The sequence below is a fragment of the Bartonella callosciuri genome (assembly GCF_014203215.1).
In the GTDB taxonomy this organism is placed as follows: domain Bacteria; phylum Pseudomonadota; class Alphaproteobacteria; order Rhizobiales; family Rhizobiaceae; genus Bartonella; species Bartonella callosciuri.
In genome coordinates this window covers 230,692-249,802 of sequence record NZ_JACHIM010000003.1, presented here as the reverse complement: position 1 = coordinate 249,802, position 19,111 = coordinate 230,692, and the positions used below count along the sequence as shown (strand labels likewise).

The window sequence follows — 19,111 nt, the reverse complement described above, 5'->3', positions numbered from 1 at the left end:
TGATTGCCGCACAGCGAAACTCTGCCTATTATAGATCTCATGAATGAAACATCCCACATACATGAAATGAGATCACTCCCAGCCAGTTTAACCCGTTTTATGAAAATAAGCAGTGTCGCCTTGCCTTGGTTAACTGGTATAACATTGTGCCTTCTTATTTTAGGACTTATTCTAATTATACGTTCTCCTGATGACTATCAACAAGGTATGACCGTCAAGATTATGTATATTCATGTGCCATTCGCGTGGCTCTCTACATTTTGTTATATCATAATAAGTGTTGCTGCTTTAGGAAGTTTGATTTGGAAGTACCATCTTGCTGATGTGGCACTCAAATGTGGTGCACCCATCGGAGCAGTTTTTACAGCTCTATCCTTGATCACAGGTTCTCTTTGGGGACGCCCAACATGGGGAACATGGTGGGTATGGGATGCACGACTCACATCAGTTTTGATCTTGTTTTTCATCTATCTTGCCATTGTCATGCTCGCACGCGCTTTTAATAATCAAGCAAAAGCTGCACGCGCAACAGCAATCCTCACACTCGTTGGGCTTGTAAATATCCCCATTATAAAATTTTCCGTTAATTGGTGGAATACACTGCATCAATCAGCATCGCTTTTGCGCAAAGGAGGCCCAACAATCGAACACGCTATGTTATGGCCCCTTATAACAATGATACTTTGTTTTAGCCTTATGTTTATTTTGGTCTATTTGATGGTTATGCGTAACGAGATCAATAGCCGTCATATCCAAATACTTCAGATCGAAAAAGCCCGTCGTGCAGAACATAAGGACTCTTCATCATGTTCGATTTAAACAGCACCCACAGCGGACTTTTAGGAAATCTCTCTAAGCAAATTGACTTTTTCCTCGGTACTCTTCATCATGAACAAATTGTTATTTTGAGCTATATATTTTCCGCCATCTCCCTTCTTTGTCTTATTGGGCACATCCTGTGTAAAGCTTTCTATCAAAAGAAAATCCTACAACAGCTGAACAAAAAAGAGCTCTTTCGGAAAGGAAAATATAATGAAAACCACCCTTCAAAAACCTAAAAAAAACATATCTTTATTCGTTATGTTTGGTCTTTTTGGACCATTTGTGTTTTTTCTTCTTCTCATTATACTTTTCTTCTACTTTATAGATAATAAACACCCCAATGATACTTCTCTTCTTCCAAGCACATTCGTTGAAAAACCGGCTCCCAAAATCAATCTTCCCTTACTAGGCAATAAAAACTATTTAAATTCGGAACAGTTTAAAGGACGCATAACATTGGTCAATTTTTGGGGATCTTGGTGTTTTTCCTGTCGCGAAGAGCATTCACTTCTCATGAAAATTGCACAAGATCAACGTTTTGATCTTATTGGCATTAATTATAAGGATAGCCAAGAAAATGCCCAACGCTTTCTGAATAGTTTTGGGAATCCTTTTAAAGTGATTGGCTTTGATATTTCAGGTCATACAGCTATTAACTGGGGAGTCTATGGACCACCAGAAACTTTTCTTTTGAATAAAGAAAGCATTATTATTGCCAAACATGTTGGCCCTTTAACATGGCAAATTTACCAGGAAAAAATCCTGCCAAAAATCGAAAAAGCGATCATGACAAAAACTTCAATAGATTGATTCATAAAAGTAATTTATTAGTTCCCTCTATTAATTAAATGAGACCACAATTAGATTGTCTCATTTCAAGCTCTTGATAATGAATCATTTAAAATGCTTGCTACATGTCACAAAAAGGCGATGTGTGGATAAAAATCGTTTAGAAAAAGACTCAATATATTTCTTATGAATTCTCTTAAAAGCAAGCGTAATGTTGGAAAATGAGAAATATAATGACAGTGCTAACTTGTATTTTCATAAGCGTAAAAATGGGTATGCTCCATGAATTTTGCACTATACCACTTTCATAAGTGATGAAATTAAGAGCTAAGAAAGAGATCTTTAAAACAAGTGCTTAGCTGAAAAGTGAGTGCTGTTCTTCACGAGAAACATCCCCATTCAAAAACACAAAAATGCGAGACTCTACACAAATCTCCACTTTTTAAAAGATATTGCTATAGAAGTTTTGGAAGCCCGTAAAACTTAATTAAGAGTGTGTGTGAAAGTAGATAACAATTTGCCCCCTTATGACACATGACTATGTAATAATACGAAAAAATACCACTTGAATAAGTCTTCTGATAAAAAGGGGTTCTATATTTATTAAAAGCTCTAACTTTACAATTTTTTTCTCATAATAGCTTATACATTAAGCTTAAACTCAATGATATTGTACAAAAGATCAAGAGAGATTACCCTTATTATATTCTTATCCGCCGTCTTTCAGATATTGGCTGAAATGCTATTTTAGCATGAAAGGCACAGTAGGGATTATTTTCACCAGCATCAGCACCACAAAAATGAAAGTCTGATGACAAAGGATCTCCAACGGGCCATCTGCATGTATTTTCACTCAATTGTAAAAGATTGAGCTGACGTGATATAGGCACAACGACATTTGATTTCGTAGGCATATTCGTTTCTGTCACATCCTCTGTCACAATCTCCATCTTTAAAGCTGTTGCTCCAACACTGCAAGACACAGAATCTGTTGGTACTACTGTCGATGGGGTGCGACGCACACGTGGTGGAGCCGATGGGCTAACAGGTATCTTTTGTGTACGCGACACCCCTGGTGCAATCTTACCACGTCCTGGTAACTTTAATCGATGCACTTTACCGATCACTGCATTTCTGCTGACTCCACCCAACTGAGCTGCAATCTGACTCGCACTTAAACCTTCACTCCAAAACTTCTTAAGAAGTTCAACACGTTCACATGTCCAACTCATACCTGCACTCCACTTCGATCATCTCATTGAGATACGCTTGTTGCACCTTCGCATGTCTCAATCATGTTTTCAATGAGCTCAATGAAAAACTTTTATATCCTCCCCGAACACAAAAGCCTCATTCAACCTATAGAATTTACGAACTGAAACACAATCTCACTTGCTAATTTAAACTACAATATGCACGGACTTGATTACAAGAGTCTTTCCTTCTTAAAGAGCCTATTTAAAATGTTTTCCCCAACTTGCGGATCAAAAATAGGCCCCAAATATTGTTTTTTCTTAAGGCTTTTCCCTACAAGTGCTTCTTTATAAAACCTTTATTGACTTTTTACCAATCAGTGTAATGATCCATCATGTGGACACGATAATTGATCGTAATGAAACACTGAATAATCTGTACCTAAAAATTGTTTTTTTATTATACAGTAAAGTTTAAAAAATAAAGGAAATAATGATGAGAGCTAACGCTATACAGCCACTTTACAAATGCTTTGCTCGACGTGATTTGCATTTTAAAAAAGGCAGTGGTGTATGGCTTATTTCCGATAAAGGAGAGTGTTATCTTGATTTGACATCTGGCATTGCTGTCAATGCATTAGGCCACGCACATCCAAAGTTGGTTGAAACCCTCAAGAAACAAGCTGAAGAACTTTGGCATATTTCCAATCTTTTTCAATCACCTGAACAAGAAGCTCTTGCCACACGGCTTTGTGCAAACAGCTTTGCTGATAAAGTTTTTTTCTGCAATTCTGGCGCTGAAGCACTAGAATGCGCATTTAAAACTGCTCGTCACACTCATTATGCATCTGGGTATCCAACACGCGTTGAAATTATCACTTTTAAAGGTGCATTTCATGGACGCACACTTGCAACGCTTGCTGCTACCGGGCATGAAAAATATCTTGAAGGCTTTGGACCAAAAGCTGGTGGATTTGTTCAAGTTCCTTTTTGTGATGAAAGCGCTTTGCGCAACGCTATCAATAAAAATACCGCAGCCATTCTTATTGAGCCCATTCAGGGTGAAGGAGGAATACGAACAGTCTCTCACGAATATTTAAGATTTTTGCGCAAAATATGCGATGATAATAACTTGTTATTCATTTTGGATGAAGTTCAAACGGGCATTGGACGAACAGGAAAGCTTTTTGCTTATGAATGGAGTGATATCATACCTGATATTCTTACCCTCGCAAAAGGACTGGGTGGGGGATTTCCGTTAGGAGCTTGTCTTGCAACAGAGAAAGCTGCAAAAAGTATGACACCAGGGACCCATGGATCAACTTTTGGAGGCAATCTTCTTGCGATGGCTGTAGGCAATAGTGTTCTTGATATCATATTAGAACCAGGCTTTCTCCATCATGTTCAGCACATGGGAAACAAGCTAAGAAGTGGACTTTTGAGCATTCTCAATAGTTATCCAGATATTATCTGTGCAATTCACGGTGTTGGTCTTATGCTAGGTATTCAGTGTGTTGTTCCCTCAAATGTTGTCGTGAATGCCTTGGAAAAGGAATATGTTCTAAGTGTTGGTGCCAACAACAACGTAGTGCGTTTATTGCCTCCCCTTATCATCAAGGAAGAAGAAGTAGATGAAAGCTTGCACCGTATTGAAAAAGCAATTGCTTATCTTTCGCAAATAAACAAAAAAGGTAAGTATCATAAACATTGACAAATGCTCTTTCGCCACTTCACCTACTTATCCGTTTTAATCCCACCAATAGCACGCGCTATTACCTATTATGTGAAAAACCTTAAAGCATATAGCAGGGAAAGGTTTAAAACCTTTTGTTGGTAAAACACTCGCAATGATTTTTAAAAATCATCCACACGAACCCGTATTTCATTCGATATCAGCACGCACCAACTTGGTGGAGAGATGATCATGCTAACGAGTTCAGAGATGCAGCTTGATCATTGTAAAACCATAGTTGACACAGCACGCGTCTGATCGCGTTTTGTGGATATTGTTACATTACGCACAACACTCCATCACCAGATGCTTGAGTTGGCACAATATGCACAAATTCCTGTCATTAATGCCCTCACAGATGACACACATCCTTGCCAAATTTTAGCAGATATCCTGACCTATGAAGAACACCGTGGACCAGTTGCGAATAAAAATATTTGCGTGGATGGGAGATGGCAATAACGTGCTTCATTCCTTAATTGAAGCAGCTACTCTTTTTGACTTTCATCTGCGCATTGCCACTCCAAAAGGCTGCGAACCACAAGAGAAATTTGTATACTGGGCCCATGAATGAGGGGCTCATATTACACTGACCCATAATCCCCAAAAAGCTGCTAAAGATGCTGACTGTATTATGACTGACACATGGGTTTCCATGGGACAAGAATTTCGTGCCCGCAATCATTCTATTTTTCAGCCTTATCAAGTCAATGAAGCTTTAATAAAATTAGCCAAACCCTATGCTCTTTTCATGCATTGCCTTCCTGCTCATCGTAGTGAAAAAGTTGTCGATACCGTGATAGATGGATCGCATTCCGTTGTTTTTGATAAAGCTGAAAATCGTCTTCCTGCCCAAAAAGCAATTCTCTCCTGGTGTTTACAAGATACGTTTTTCTCTCCACAATGACTTACTAAAATAAATCATACAAAAGGCAAAGATATGAGTGAAAAACGCGAACAAGCAACAGATGAATTCTCTCTCAACAATATCTACTTAAGTGAAGATGATACTGTTACTCCCTTTCAAGTCGAAGAACTGGGTATCCGTGGACGTGCTGTCCAACTTGGGAAAACTTTAAATTCTATTCTCACAAGACATCAATATCCTGAACCAGTTTCTTACCTTCTAGCAGAAGCTTTAGTCTTAACTGTTCTACTTGGAACCTCCCTAAAACTTAAGGAAAAATTTACTTTACAAACCCATTCCAATGGACCGGTTAAGATGTTGGTGTGTGACTTTTCTCCTCCCTCTAGTTTACGCGGGTATGCTCGTTTTGATGAAGAAAAGCTCAAACAAGCAATAGCCAATGATCAAACCTCTTCAGAAACACTTCTCGGAAAAGGTACTTTAGCCTTCACCATCCACCAAGGTCCACACACAAAGCCCTATCAGGGAATAGTTGCATTAGATGGATCAAATTTACAAGAAGCCTCCCGTACCTATTTTGACCAATCAGAGCAAATACCCACCGATATCCGTTTAGCAGTCGCTATATTGATCAACCGCGACCAAACAGGCAAACCACAGAAAAACTGGCGAGCAGGAGGACTTTTGATTCAATTCTTACCTCAAGCATCGTCTCATCATAAAATACATGAACCCAATAAAAAACCAGAAGTAACTAAAACCCGTGCCCAACTTGAAAACCAATGGCAAGAAGCCAAAGCACTGACAGCAACCACTGAAAATGCAGAATTGACCGATCCCCAAGTCGGCAGTAAATTGCTATTGTTTCGTCTTTTCCATGAAAAGGGTGTCAGAGTTTTTAAACCCATTTCTCTTATGGATCAATGTTCTTGTTCGCATGAAAAAATTAAAGAAATACTAGAAAGCTTTCCAATTGATGAACGTAAAAAAATGGTTGAAAATAACTATATTTCAGTCACATGTGAATTTTGTTCAACAATTTACCGTTTTAAAATATAAATTCAATACTATAAGTCAGCAATAAGAGCTTACTAAGAGAAACAAACTAGCTTCAGACGAGAATTAATAGGAGTCTCTATCCCCTAAAGCAAGAAAAATGCCAAAAAGAATAAAAAATAATTCACTTGAGGCCCTAGTTGATAACTTCTATAGGTAGAGAGTAAGTAACTTTAGGAGGGCCTCAAATGAAAAAATTAGCCAATGCACTATTTCTCACTTCAGTGACTTTGTCTACAATAGCTTCAGCCTCCACATTGAATCTAAAAACTTTCAATCCTAGAGCTAAAGCCATTTTTCCTGTTACATCCACGCTAATTTATGGCAATCACGAGGCTATACTCATTGATGCGCAATTTCAAAAAAGTACGCTCAACAACTTGTTGAAATGATCAAAAAATCCAAAATACATTTTTATCTCACATAGTGACCCTGATTATTATTTTGGACTACATAAAATTAAAAAAGCGGTCCCTCAAGCACAAATAATATCAACTGCACAAATAGCCTATCTAATCTCTGCTACCAAAGATGCAAAAAGAAATGTGTGGCAAGAAACAATGGAAACTGATGCTTCATAAGAATTATATATTCCTAATGTTGTAACCTCTCATAAATTGATTATTGAAGATCAGGATATCGATATTCGACAGGATAGAAATGATCAGCACACGGTTATCTATGGATCCCTTCTCTGAAAACCGTACTTGGCGGCGTCTCCGTATCGACCGGCGGACATCTTTGGATGACTGATACATCAACCATTCAGGATATTGATTTGTGGGATTAAATGCATTGAGGATATGCAATCACTGAAACCAGAAATGGTCATTCCTGGACACTATATTAAAAATGATACATCTCCGGCATTGCTTGATTTTGTAAAAACATCCCTTACTGACTATAAAAATGCTGCCATTTCACATAAGGACTCTTCCAGCATTATTTCTGATATGGAGAAAAAATATCCCGACTTCCTAGTCAACAACCTCTTGAATTTGGAGCAAAAGTTTTTACCGGTGAAACTCCTTGGCATATAAATAATCCTTATCCTCCTATTGGCAAAGTAGCAGAAGTAAACTTTGGTGGAGCTGTTTTTGAACTTAACTTCTATGCTAACCGGACCATGTCATTTAAAGGAACATCTGGTGCTTTTAAAGGCATCGGAGATACAGGGGAATATACCGCTATTGAAGTCAGCAAAAATGTATTATGGTTTACTGGCATGAACCTAAAACGAGGTTCTAATGTCGTTCATGTTCAAGACGGGAATACAGCAACAGTCGATACCAATATTGCGGAAAAAGATGGTTCATTCGCCCATATGAAGGGAACAATCAAAATCCAATGACACATCTATAAAAAGTAGATATCTGCTTTCTATTTTTCTTTTTTGTATTTCCAAAGAGCTAATGAGTACACCCTGCCTTTTGTTATATTTGCTGTACTCATTAGCTCCATGCTAATCCTAATTTTCTTATTTATTGTGTTAACCTTTAATCCCCACTGTAACATATTTAATTTTTTCTACTGTTATCACTTTCTTATTGGTTTGGTGAACTTCTTTTCCCTACTACTTCAGCTTCTGAAAAATCACACCTTACATCACGCTCCCAGAAAGTACAGGAACTCCAGTACATGACAAAAATCTTTGCCCATATTATCTTTTATCATCACATTTGCAATTTTATGATTAATAATGAAAAAAATATTTTGGCTTTTAAAATATATATACGCCTTATATATTAAATTTCACAATTTCATAAGTCTCCTATTATATGGGCTAAGCTATATTAGAATTAGCATAAAATCTTCAGTCATAGTTAGTTCTGCAAGAAAAATCGATCACACGCAATAAATCGTCAATAACAATATAATCAATCCGGGGCCAATCTGTTCTATCTTTTTAAAGACTATTGCATCCAGAAAACTAAAAATTGAAAACGATATAATTTATCTTAACGTGCTACAGCTTAATCCAGTTTAATGCCATAACTTAAAATATGTGAACCAACGAACAAAACACACATGTCCCCGAAAACAAGAAATGAGTGTAAAGGTCACAATTAATGCAGTTTTTTCCAAACTGCTCTTTCATTTCAATAGTTCGATTATCTCTAATTTATGTTTTCAGTTTTTTCGTTTTGCGGTTATCCAAAAAATAATAATAAAGCACACAAATATCCGTCCCAAAGCATCGACAAAACTCCTGCGATCTAGTTATTAGGCTATATAGTTGATTATGTTGCAAAGAGAATCATTACCTACGCAAATGCCATACCTAAAACTGATCTTAAGCCAGAACAGCTTAAACAACATCATACCCTTTTCTCAGACACAAAACGGCGCAACCAAATATAAAGCGCACCCCCACCACCATGCTGGCGAGCCGCTTGCTCAAAGGCGTGAACATAATATCGAAAAGCTGATGTTGATAACCAATGAGGGACAAATTTATACAAAGCACCATCACTCCCAGGTGATTGACCTTTTCCTGTAATCACAAGCACATAACGCAATCCACTCTGCTGAGATGATTGTAGAAAATTTTTCAAGAAAAAATAAGCTTCTTTCTGCGCACAACCATGAAGATCAAGACGCGCCTCAAGTGGATAATGACCTTTGGCAATTTTACGATATGCAACACGATCGAAGAAATGAATATTATGTGTTTGTGCAACTCTCCCCTTTTCTCTTTTAACCACTGTTGATCTCTGCTGATTTTCCTGAGACAATGGAAAGATTTGAGTTACATGCTGTTTGTTCTTGTCTATATTTGAATCATTTTTTACAATATTAGAGTGGAATTTACCATGAAGTGGTATTATTGTGCGACAAACCATCTCCCACAAAAGATGGTCTTGTGAAGGCAATAAATCCCTTTTTTGTCTCCATTCATCCCTAGACATTTCAATTTTTAAACTCTTATAAAGCTTATTATTACGATTTTATGGACGAAAAAGATCTTAATTTTCATCTTCGGTTGCAAAAAGCTTCCAATTTGGATCGGACGATAGGCTATTGCGAACAAATGTCCAAACATCTCTAATTTCTACAATTGCATCAGGATCACCGTCTATCCGCTCTCCCTGCCCATTATAGGTTACAGAAATCATTTCACTGACAATTCGTACAGTTACAAATTCGTCCTTGTTTTGTATTGCTGCCGAGACAAACTCGATCTTATTAATTCCAACAAAAGTAAGCTGGACTTTTTCATTATTTTTTTCACGTTCCTCAATGGCAGCACAAAAGCTCTCAAAAACATTCTCAGACAGTAATCTTTTAAGTTGATCGCGATCACCTTTAGCAAAAGCTGTTATGATCATCTCATAAGCAATTTGGGCACCCTTTATAAAAAATTGAGGAGAAAAATGGGTATCGATCTTACGGAGTGCCCGCAAACCTTCATTCAACGCGCTTCCTTTTGGGGAAATAGCATCAATTTCGCTAAAATCGCTCTTTTGCGAATTACCCTTATGAGGGAACGAAACAATGTTGTCGGTTGTTTCTGTCTCAGTCTGTTTTTCAGAAGAACGTGAATAAGGATCGAAGGGAGGTTTTTCAAAGCCAATTCGTTTTCCTAATACATTACGGAGTTGTACAAAAACGATAACCATAATAACAAGAGCTATGACAAGTATAACGTCAAATTCCATAAGCGCTGTTCATCTCCAAATCTAAAATGCTCTATAACAAACACATTGCAGTCAATAGCATTTATCAATAAACATGTAAAATAGGGAATTTATCATTCAAATATTTTTATAGCTTTTATTCATTTATGTTTAAAAAGATGGCTCTTATAATTTTCTATTCTAAACACTGAGAAGGAAACTTTCATGTGATAAAATCTTACACTATAAAACCTCGCTTTTTTATCATTATCTTGCTCAGCGCTCTCTTGATCGAAATCGCTGGTTTTATCTTTGTTGGAAAAGAAATTGGAATTCTGGCAACTTTGAGTTTGATTATTCTTACAACAATCACTGGGATTATTTTGTTGCGAATTCAATGGTTTAGCCTTTTTAAAAATATGCAACGTGAACTCATTCAAGGACAGATACTAGAGAATAATATCCTCCCTGATGCTTTCATCATTCTTGCTGCAATTTTGCTTATTCTTCCCGGCTTTGTTAGCGATATTTTAGGAATATTACTCCTTATTAAGCCAATCCGTTCTATAGTTTGGCATTTCTTTTCATCATTTAGAAACAAAATAAATATTCATACTAAAGATAAAACCAACGCTCAAAATGATTCTGAAAAAATAATTGATCTTAAAGCAGAAGATTACGAGATTTATAATTTTAGAGAATCTTCATGGCGGAAAAATGATGATAATCATTGAAATGCAAAAAATCTTTAATGAACTTTAAAAATAGTCAAGACAAGGGAAGCATTTCTTGCAACCTTGTGCAAGGCATGATAACCAACTTGATCTTTAAATCTAGAATAAAAGTATACCCATTATAATTGAGAAGGTTTGTACTATGGCTGAAGGTGAAGTGAACAACAGTGGTGGAGAGCCAGTTTTTGCTGTATTGACTCAATATCTAAAAGATTTTTCATTTGAAAACCCAAGTGCTCCTCGTTCACTGCGTCCACGTGAAAAGGCACCACAAATCGATATAAATATTAATGTCAACGCTAATCCAATTGGTGACGATAATTACGACGTCGTTTTGTCCCTCTCCGTCAAAGCCAATGATGATACTGAAATAGTTTTTCACGTAGAACTGATTTACGGTGGTGTTTTTCATATTAAAAACGTTCCACAAGAGCATGTTATGCCTCTTGTTTTTATTGAATGTCCCCGTCTTTTGTTTCCCTTTGCTCGGCAAATCATCTCTGATGCTACTCAAAATGGTGGTTTCCCACCTCTGTGGATTGATCCAATTGATTTTGCAGCATTGTTTCAAAAGCGTGTTGCTGAAGAACAAAAAGACAGTCAGAGTCAGATAAAACTATCCTAAAAACTTGTTCTTTATTATAAAAAAGGCCCTGAAATATCAGAGGCCTTTATTTTCTATAACTTTTTCGCATGGTAAGCGGCTAACATTGCAATATTGATAACATCTGCATCGTTTCCACTAAACGGTACAATTTGAACAGATCTTTCCAATCCAATCAAGATAGGGCCAATAATAGTTGCTTCACCCAACTCTTGTAGCATTTTGCTAGCAATAGAAGAAGCGTGATATCCAGGCATTATCAAAATGTTAGCTGGTTCCTTTAATCCCATAAAGGGATACTGTTGCATCAATTTCAAATTGAGCGCCACATCGGCACTCATTTCCCCATCAAACTCAAAGCTAACTTTGCGTTTATGCAAAATATTAATAGCATCCTGAATATGCTGTGTAACCTTTCCTTTCATATAGCCAAAAGTAGAAAATGCTACAAATGCTACCCGTGGTTGATATCCAAACCCATGGACAAAAGAAGCTGTTTGTTCCGCTATATCAGCGAGTTCCTCAGCGTTAGGATCTTCGTGAATAGCTGTATCCGCAATAAACACAGTGCGCCCACGGCAAATAGCCATTGAAATACCAATCAAACGTTCTTTTGGCTTTTCATCAATCACCCGACGTATATCGATTAAGGCTGTCTCATAATTGCGTGTTAACCCTGTCACCATTGCATCAGCATCCTCTAATGCCACCATACAAGCGGAAAAATAGTTGCGATCATTATTGATACACCGATAACAATCACGCAATAACCAACCTTGGCGCTGCATCCTTTTATAAAGATAATCCGCATAAGCATCCGTACGATCGGAGAGCTTAGCATTCATAATAGAAATACCTTCACGCTCAAGGTCAATGCCAGCAATAGCAGCGGTTTCCCTCACTTGTTCCTCACGACCAATCAAAATTGCTTGCCCTAATTTTTGATGAACATAGGAAACAGCTGCCCGCATTACTGACTCTTCTTCACCTTCTGCAAAAACAATTTGTTTTGGCGCTTGACAGACATGATTATAAACACCACGCATTATAGAAGAAATGGGATCACGTCTTGCTTGCAAAGCACGTTCATAAGCCTCTAAATCATCAATGTACTTTTGTGCAACACCACTTTCCATGGCCGCCTTTGCCACCGCCCTTGAAACAACAGTGAATAAACGCGGATCAAAAGGAACAGGGATGATATAATTCGGACCAAATTTCAATCGCTTTCCACGATAAGCTTCTGCAACACTATCAGGTACTTCTTCATGAGCCAAATCTGCAAGAGCCCTTGCAGCAGCAATCTTCATCTCTTCATTGATAACCGTTGCACGCACATCAAGTGCACCACGAAAGATATAAGGAAAACAAAGAACATTATTAATCTGGTTTGGGTAATCCGAACGACCTGTTGCTACAATGGCATCACGACGCACTTGCATAACCTCTTCCGGCGTAATTTCTGGATCGGGATTGGCCATAGCAAAAATGATCGGCTGAGGAGCCATTGACTTTACCATTTCAGGGGTAAGAGCACCTTTAGCAGAAACACCGAAAAACATGTCAGCGCCTTCCATTGCTTCGACGAGGGTGCGTTTATCTGTTCGAATAGCATGAGCAGATTTCCACTGATTCATCCCTTCTTCACGGCCTTCATAGACAACACCCTTCGTATCACATAAGATGATATTTTCAGACCGAAATCCCATCGCTTTAATGAGTTCAATACAAGCAATTCCAGCAGAACCAGCACCATTACAGACTAACCGTGTATTTTGCATATCGCGCCCAGTTAAATATAGGGCATTAAGCACACCAGCAGCTACAATAATTGCTGTCCCGTGTTGATCATCATGAAAAACAGGAATTTTTAACTCTTCGCGTAGGCGACTCTCAATAATAAAACACTCAGGTGCTTTAATATCTTCAAGATTGATACCACCAAAAGAGGGTTCCAGATGACGTACCAAATTGATAAAATTTTCCGTATCGTTTGTATCAATTTCGAGGTCAATTGAATCAATATCTGCAAAGCGCTTAAAAAGTACTGCTTTGCCTTCCATAACCGGCTTAGATGCAAGTGCACCTAAATTGCCTAAACCCAAGATAGCTGTTCCATTTGATATAACAGCAACAAGATTGCCCTTTGTCGTATAATCATAAGCTAACGCTGGATTTTGAGCAATTGCTTTAACCGGAACAGCAACACCTGGAGAATAAGCCAGTGCTAAATCGTGCTGTGTTGCCATCGACTTTGTCGCAATAATTTCAAGCTTTCCAGGCCGACCGCGACTATGAAAATCAAGGGCTTCACGCTCGCTGGCATTATAAACCGTTTGCTGCATTTTCTGATCTTGATCACTTTTTTTCATCTTACTTAAGCTTTCCGAAAACAGTGTAAATTCTGTTCGATAATGCCCGTCATTATTCGATTTTAAAATTTGATTCACATGCTAGAAATCATTATGCTTGCTATGATAGACCTGTTCATGCGTTTCAATTCAAAGATATAGAAATAATGAAGATAAACATTGAAGTAAACAAAAAAGGGCTTCAAAGCCTCACTTGAAGGAAATGAGCGCGTAAAGATGGATAAGAAAATCAACCATAAAAATAAGTTAATCCCACAGCCTGACTCCTCATCTGCTCCCCATCAACAACGCCTCACACCTATGATGGAGCAGTATATAGAAATCAAAGCCGTCAATAGCGATTCCCTTCTCTTTTACCGTATGGGTGATTTCTATGAATTATTTTTTAATGATGCCATTGAAGCCGCTCAGGCTTTAGGAATCACACTCACAACACGCGGCAAACATTTGGGTGAAGATATTCCTATGTGTGGGGTTCCTGTTCATGCTGCGGATGATTATTTACAAAAACTGATCGCTCGTGGTTATCGCGTTGCTGTTTGTGAACAAATAGAAGATCCTGCAGAAGCAAAAAAACGTGGATCAAAATCGGTTGTTCGGCGTGATGTTGTCCGCCTTGTGACACCTGGAACTATAACAGAAGAAAAACTCCTTGATCCAACGCGTGCCAATTATCTCATGACACTTGCCCGAGTCAAAACCAGCAATGGAGAAGACTTTGCCCTTTCTTGGATTGATATCTCAACAGGCATATTTCGTGTAACAGAAAGCCGCCATGAAAAACTTTTGGCAGATATTATGCGTGTAGATCCACAAGAGATCATTGTCGCTGACTCTTTTTTTCATGACAAATCCCATAAGTCACTTTTTAATGTTCTTGATCGCATCGTTTCACCTCAACCTGCTAGTCTCTTTGACACAATCACCGCTGAACGCGATATTTGCAGTTATTTTAAACTCTCAACCCTTGAAGGTGTTGCCGATTATTCACGCTCCGAACTCTCCGCAATCGCCTCTGCCATTCGTTATATCGAAAAGACGCAAATCACGCATCGTCCTCCTCTCATGCGCCCTGAACGCCAAAATGAAAGTGCTACCCTTTTTATTGATGCCGCAACCAGACTAAGTCTTGAACTTGTTCGAACCACATCAGGACAACGTGATGGAAGCTTACTAAAAGCTATTGATCGTACAGTAACAGGAGGAGGATCACGCCTGCTCGTCGATCGCCTCATTGCTCCTCTCACGACATCTTCAGCTATTGATCATCGTCTCGATTCGATTGCATTTTTTCTACGCAATACTTCCCTTGCAGAAGCCATAAAGCTTATTTTAAAAGGGGGGCCAGATATGCCTCGCGCAGTTTCACGTTTGGCTCTTGGACGAGGAGGTCCTCGTGATATGGCTGCAATTCAGCGTGGGTTTGAAATTATTCGTGAAGTTAATCAACTCCTGAATGATGAATTGCTTCCTCAAGAAATAAGTGATGTACAGCAGATTTTCTCACATTTACCGACTGCTTTGTATTGTCATTTAGAAAAAGCATTAGCTGATGATCTTCCACTGCTTAAACGTGATGGCGGTTTTATTCGTCCTCAATACCATAAAGAGCTTGATGAAATGCGTGCTTTGCGTGATGAGTCTCGCCGTATCATTGCTGAACTTCAGGCGCAATATGCTCAAGAAACAGATATTAAAACTCTTAAAATCAAGCATAATAATATTCTAGGCTACTTCATTGAGGTAACAAATGTACAAGCATCCACACTCACAAATAGCCCACAAGCCAAAGCACGTTTTATTCACCGACAAACCATGGCAAATGCTATGCGCTTTACCACAACAGAGCTTGCAGACCTTGAAAGCCGTATTGCTCACGCTGCTAACCACGCCATGATGCTTGAATTGGAAATTTTTGATACTCTCGTTCATGAAATTACCGAACAGGTTGACTTCATCCGTAAAGCTGCTGAAGCGCTTGCTGTTTTGGATGTATCCATTGCATTAGCGCATCTTGCTGAAGAGCAAGGATATTGTCGTCCTAAAATTGATCATTCCCTTACCTTTCATATCACTGCAGGACGCCATCCTGTTGTAGAGCAAGCTCTACGCAAGCAAGCAGCAGAACCCTTTGTTGCCAATAACTGCGATCTCTCTGTACAAGAAAACCATCAATATGCAGCAATTTGGCTTTTAACAGGTCCCAATATGGGAGGAAAATCAACTTTTTTACGACAAAACGCTCTTATTGCTATCATGGCACAAATGGGTTCCTTTGTTCCAGCAACTTCAGCACATATTGGCGTTGTTGATCGCTTGTTTAGTCGTGTTGGTGCTTCTGATGATCTTGCCCGAGGACGTTCAACTTTTATGATGGAAATGGTTGAAACAGCAACGATTCTTAATCATGCAAGTCACCATTCCCTTGTTATTCTTGATGAAATAGGGCGGGGTACATCAACTTTTGATGGACTTTCCATTGCCTGGGCAACCGTTGAATATCTTCATGAAGTGAATCACTGTCGTGCTATTCTTGCCACGCATTTTCATGAAATGACAGCACTGACCGAAAAACTCGACCGCCTTCATAATGTAACCATGAAAGTTAAAAACTGGGATGGTGAGGTTGTTTTTCTTCATGAAGTCACACCAGGAGCTGCTGATCGATCCTACGGCGTACAAGTCGCAAAGCTTGCTGGACTTCCCGCAGCGGTTATTACACGTGCTACAGATGTTCTACACCAATTAGAACAGGGTGAAATGGCGGGAAAAGGCCATAAATTAATTGATGATTTGCCGCTTTTTTCGCTTAAAGCAACATTCCCCATAGAAGAAACAAAAAATCGTTGTATACTTCATGAGGCTTTAAAAAATATCCATCCCGACGAACTTTCTCCTAAGCAAGCTTTAGAAGAACTTTATCGTCTTAAACAACTGGGAAAAAACTAAATTCTTTATAAAAAATCAAAGAAAGTTTTCTTTTTTGATTATTCTAACTTACATTGACTCTTCACTATATGATCACGCTTTCACGCAATAAATCTTAAGTAGCATTAAAGGAAGCAAAAAGAAGGCGAATACATAATCCCTCTTAAAATAAATTGTTTTTTTCATAAAAAAGAAATTCGTAGCACCCAATAATCATATCATTCGACTTTTACTTCTTTCCTAAAATTTTACTTACTCCGGTTCAAACTATTCTTCCACAGCAGTAAAATAATCAGCTTGGAACATTATGAAACAATGTTCACAAAATTTCTAAGAATTCTGTTTATTTTCCACAAACGAGACTCTTCACTCAATCAAATGCTACAAACCGCACCCTTAGCAGCAGAAGTTGTCATCGCTGCATACGCTTTGAGAGCCTTTGAAACCTTCCGCTCACGCTTCTCAACCGATTGCCAAGCCGCTTTCCCTTTTGCTTCCATTTTGGTACGATGATGCATCATCTCAACGCCATCAACCACCATATGAATCGTACGATTAAGAATATCAATTTCTATGATATCCCCTTCTTCTACTAGAGCAATTGCGCCTCCCTCAGCAGCCTCTAGTGAAACATGTCCGATAGAAAGCACTGAAGTTCCACCTGCAAAATGACCATCTGTTATAAGTGCACAAACCTTTCCTAATCCTTTAGATTTGAAATAACTTGTTGGATAGAGCATTTCTTGCATTCCAGGTCCACCACATGGACCTTCATAACGGATAAAACAATATCACCTGATTTAACTTTATCGGTCAAGATCGCTGAAACAGCTGAATCCTGGCTTTCAAAAATTCTTGCTAGACCTTTAAAAGTTAAAATTGATTGATCAAAACCTGCTGTTTTCACAATACAGCCATCTTTCGCAAGATTTCCGTAAAGAACCGCCAATCCTCTATCTTGCGAATATGCATGTTTGCTATCGCGAATCACACCCTTTTCACGATCAAGATCCAGGGTATTGTAACGACAAGATTGACTAAAAGCTGTTTGTGTTGGAACACCACCTGGAGCTGCACGATAAAATTCATGGATCGTTGGTTTATTGGTTTTTTACATCCCAACGACAAAGAGCTTCTTTCATCGTTTTTGTATGAACGGTATAAGCCGATGCATCAATAAGTCCAGCCGCATCTAACTCCCCTAATAGTCCCATAATACCACCAGCACGATGAACATCCTCCCTATGCATATTGGCAACCTTGCATAAAACAGGAACATGGCGTGAAAGGCGATCAATATCCGTCATGGTAAAATCCACCTCACCTTCTTGTGCTGCCGCTAAAAGATGGAGCACTGTATTGGTTGATCCCCCATGGCAATATCTACAGTCATTGCATTTTCAAAAGCCTTGCGCGAAGCAATAGAGTGTGGCAAAATTGTCTTATCACCTTTTTCATCACAACGCATTGACCAATGCAACAATCTGTTGTCCAGCTTCTTCGAAAAGAATCCGATGATTTGCATGCATCGCTCACACTGATCCATTTCCAGGAAGAGCAAACCCTAATGCTTCGGTCAGACAATTCATAAAATTAGCGGTAAACATTCCTGAACAAGAACCACATGTAGGACAAGCAGCACGTTCCATTTCAGCAACTTCTTTTTCTGAATTATGCTCAGAGGCTACAGCAGCCATTGCATCAACTAAGTCAACAGTAAGATCTTGATCTTTCCATTTAATCTTCCCGCTTCTATAGGACCACCTGAAACAAAGATTGTTGGAATATTCAAGCGTAAAGAAGCCATCAACATATCGGGTGTAACTTTGTCGCAATTGGAAATACAGACAAGAGCATCAGCACAATGGGCATTGACCATATCTTCAACAGAAGCAGCAATAATTTCACGTGAAGGTAGAGAATAAAGCATTCCATCATGTCCCATAGCAATTCCATCATCTACAGCAATTGTATTAAACTCTTTCGCAACACCGGCAGCAATAGCTATTTCCTGTGCTACCAATTGCCCAAGATCTTTAAATGGACATGCCCTGGCACAAATTGGGTAAAAGAATTCGCAATAGCAACAATAGGTTTGCAAAAATCAGTCTCTTTTATCCCTGTTGCACGCCAAAGACCACGAGCCCCTACCATATTGCGCCCATGAGTTGATATTCTTGAATGGTAAAAAGGTATTATTTTTTCCCCTCAAATAATTCCATTTTCTTTGTTGTGCTGGAAACCAATCCTAAAAACAAGAGCTTACGTATTAGAACGAGAAAAATACCTCTTTTGAGACATTTAAGTTATAAAAAGTCACGAGAAGCCCCTATTTTCGACAGCCATTGTTTCATGGCCTAATAGGTTATAAATACTCTCTGAATCGTTCAGAGGAC

The 19,111-nt window shown here is 38.6% G+C and carries 14 protein-coding genes and 2 pseudogenes; 11 read left to right on the top strand and 5 right to left on the bottom strand.

The features are described from left to right. Nucleotides 1-39 precede the first annotated feature (39 nt). Genes HNQ69_RS04465 through HNQ69_RS04460 form a run of 3 tightly spaced genes read left to right on the top strand, consistent with a single transcriptional unit; the run spans nucleotide 40 to nucleotide 1,632 of the window. Entirely contained in the window at nucleotides 40-819 is a 780-nt protein-coding gene (locus HNQ69_RS04465; RefSeq protein ID WP_183228873.1) for a heme ABC transporter permease, read from the top strand. Beyond that, nucleotides 807-1,058 (top strand): hypothetical protein, encoded by a 252-nt coding sequence (locus HNQ69_RS07870; protein WP_246348495.1) that lies wholly within the window; start codon nucleotides 807-809, stop codon nucleotides 1,056-1,058. The genes HNQ69_RS04465 and HNQ69_RS07870 overlap by 13 nt, the downstream gene beginning before the upstream one ends. Next, complete coding sequence (locus HNQ69_RS04460) at nucleotides 1,033-1,632, top strand: DsbE family thiol:disulfide interchange protein (protein WP_183228872.1); 600 nt, start codon at nucleotides 1,033-1,035, stop codon at nucleotides 1,630-1,632. Before HNQ69_RS07870 ends, HNQ69_RS04460 begins: the two co-directional genes overlap by 26 nt. A 680-nt stretch (nucleotides 1,633-2,312) precedes the next feature. Here HNQ69_RS04460 and HNQ69_RS04455 read toward each other — a convergent pair. Then, the gene (locus HNQ69_RS04455; protein ID WP_183228871.1) at nucleotides 2,313-2,843 is read right to left on the bottom strand and encodes a GcrA family cell cycle regulator; all 531 of its coding nucleotides are present in this window, start codon (nucleotides 2,841-2,843) and stop codon (nucleotides 2,313-2,315) included. A 457-nt stretch (nucleotides 2,844-3,300) separates the two neighbouring features. Between HNQ69_RS04455 and HNQ69_RS04450 the strand changes: the two genes are divergently transcribed. The 5 genes and pseudogenes from HNQ69_RS04450 to HNQ69_RS08315 all read left to right on the top strand — a co-directional run bounded on the left by HNQ69_RS04450 (nucleotide 3,301) and on the right by HNQ69_RS08315 (nucleotide 7,811). Further along, the gene (locus HNQ69_RS04450; protein WP_183228870.1) at nucleotides 3,301-4,515 is read left to right on the top strand and encodes an aspartate aminotransferase family protein; all 1,215 of its coding nucleotides are present in this window, start codon (nucleotides 3,301-3,303) and stop codon (nucleotides 4,513-4,515) included. A 3-nt stretch (nucleotides 4,516-4,518) separates the two neighbouring features. Further along, a pseudogene (gene argF / locus HNQ69_RS04445) lies at nucleotides 4,519-5,443 on the top strand (ornithine carbamoyltransferase). Between the two features lie 33 nt (nucleotides 5,444-5,476). Further along, nucleotides 5,477-6,463, top strand: coding sequence for an Hsp33 family molecular chaperone (locus HNQ69_RS04440; RefSeq protein ID WP_183228869.1), 987 nt, complete (start codon nucleotides 5,477-5,479; stop codon nucleotides 6,461-6,463). Between the two features lie 800 nt (nucleotides 6,464-7,263). Next, nucleotides 7,264-7,500 carry a hypothetical protein gene (locus tag HNQ69_RS07865; protein ID WP_246348491.1) on the top strand — a complete coding sequence of 79 codons (237 nt, stop codon included), beginning with the start codon at nucleotides 7,264-7,266 and terminating at the stop codon, nucleotides 7,498-7,500. Next, a complete protein-coding gene (locus HNQ69_RS08315) occupies nucleotides 7,425-7,811 on the top strand; it encodes a MoaF-related domain-containing protein (RefSeq protein WP_425486674.1) in 387 nt (128 codons plus the stop codon). The genes HNQ69_RS07865 and HNQ69_RS08315 overlap by 76 nt, the downstream gene beginning before the upstream one ends. Before the next feature lie 967 nt (nucleotides 7,812-8,778). Here HNQ69_RS08315 and HNQ69_RS04430 read toward each other — a convergent pair. Both HNQ69_RS04430 and HNQ69_RS04425 read right to left on the bottom strand, forming a co-directional pair. Continuing rightward, on the bottom strand, nucleotides 8,779-9,369 hold the full coding sequence (locus HNQ69_RS04430; RefSeq protein WP_183228868.1) for a Smr/MutS family protein: 591 nt from the start codon (nucleotides 9,367-9,369) through the stop codon (nucleotides 8,779-8,781). Between the two features lie 57 nt (nucleotides 9,370-9,426). After that, nucleotides 9,427-10,119, bottom strand: a complete 693-nt coding sequence (locus tag HNQ69_RS04425; RefSeq protein ID WP_183228867.1) for a Tim44/TimA family putative adaptor protein — start codon at nucleotides 10,117-10,119, stop codon at nucleotides 9,427-9,429. Nucleotides 10,120-10,304: 185 nt separating this feature from the next. Here HNQ69_RS04425 and HNQ69_RS04420 point away from each other — a divergent pair, with 185 nt between their 5' ends. Continuing rightward, nucleotides 10,305-10,811, top strand: coding sequence for an FxsA family protein (locus HNQ69_RS04420; protein ID WP_183228866.1), 507 nt, complete (start codon nucleotides 10,305-10,307; stop codon nucleotides 10,809-10,811). Nucleotides 10,812-10,953: 142 nt separating this feature from the next. Then, nucleotides 10,954-11,436, top strand: a complete 483-nt coding sequence (gene secB, locus HNQ69_RS04415; protein WP_183228865.1) for a protein-export chaperone SecB — start codon at nucleotides 10,954-10,956, stop codon at nucleotides 11,434-11,436. 53 nt (nucleotides 11,437-11,489) lie between these two features. On the opposite strand, the gene HNQ69_RS04410 is transcribed toward secB, so the two are convergent. Next, the gene (locus HNQ69_RS04410) at nucleotides 11,490-13,787 is read right to left on the bottom strand and encodes an NADP-dependent malic enzyme (RefSeq protein ID WP_183228864.1); all 2,298 of its coding nucleotides are present in this window, start codon (nucleotides 13,785-13,787) and stop codon (nucleotides 11,490-11,492) included. Between the two features lie 216 nt (nucleotides 13,788-14,003). Here HNQ69_RS04410 and mutS point away from each other — a divergent pair, with 216 nt between their 5' ends. Continuing rightward, entirely contained in the window at nucleotides 14,004-16,736 is a 2,733-nt protein-coding gene (gene mutS, locus HNQ69_RS04405) for a DNA mismatch repair protein MutS (protein WP_183228863.1), read from the top strand. Nucleotides 16,737-17,089: 353 nt separating this feature from the next. Here mutS and ilvD read toward each other — a convergent pair. After that, nucleotides 17,090-18,911, bottom strand: a pseudogene (gene ilvD / locus HNQ69_RS04400) (dihydroxy-acid dehydratase). Nucleotides 18,912-19,111 lie beyond the last annotated feature (200 nt).

Coding starts and splice junctions, on each gene's coding strand:
- HNQ69_RS04465 (WP_183228873.1), top strand. CDS start 40: ATGAATGAAACATCCCACATACATGAAATGAGATCACTCCCAGCCAGT.
- HNQ69_RS07870 (WP_246348495.1), top strand. CDS start 807: ATGTTCGATTTAAACAGCACCCACAGCGGACTTTTAGGAAATCTCTCT.
- HNQ69_RS04460 (WP_183228872.1), top strand. CDS start 1,033: ATGAAAACCACCCTTCAAAAACCTAAAAAAAACATATCTTTATTCGTT.
- HNQ69_RS04455 (WP_183228871.1), bottom strand. CDS start 2,843: ATGAGTTGGACATGTGAACGTGTTGAACTTCTTAAGAAGTTTTGGAGT.
- HNQ69_RS04450 (WP_183228870.1), top strand. CDS start 3,301: ATGAGAGCTAACGCTATACAGCCACTTTACAAATGCTTTGCTCGACGT.
- HNQ69_RS04440 (WP_183228869.1), top strand. CDS start 5,477: ATGAGTGAAAAACGCGAACAAGCAACAGATGAATTCTCTCTCAACAAT.
- HNQ69_RS07865 (WP_246348491.1), top strand. CDS start 7,264: ATGCAATCACTGAAACCAGAAATGGTCATTCCTGGACACTATATTAAA.
- HNQ69_RS04430 (WP_183228868.1), bottom strand. CDS start 9,369: ATGTCTAGGGATGAATGGAGACAAAAAAGGGATTTATTGCCTTCACAA.
- HNQ69_RS04425 (WP_183228867.1), bottom strand. CDS start 10,119: ATGGAATTTGACGTTATACTTGTCATAGCTCTTGTTATTATGGTTATC.
- secB (WP_183228865.1), top strand. CDS start 10,954: ATGGCTGAAGGTGAAGTGAACAACAGTGGTGGAGAGCCAGTTTTTGCT.
- HNQ69_RS04410 (WP_183228864.1), bottom strand. CDS start 13,787: ATGAAAAAAAGTGATCAAGATCAGAAAATGCAGCAAACGGTTTATAAT.
- mutS (WP_183228863.1), top strand. CDS start 14,004: ATGGATAAGAAAATCAACCATAAAAATAAGTTAATCCCACAGCCTGAC.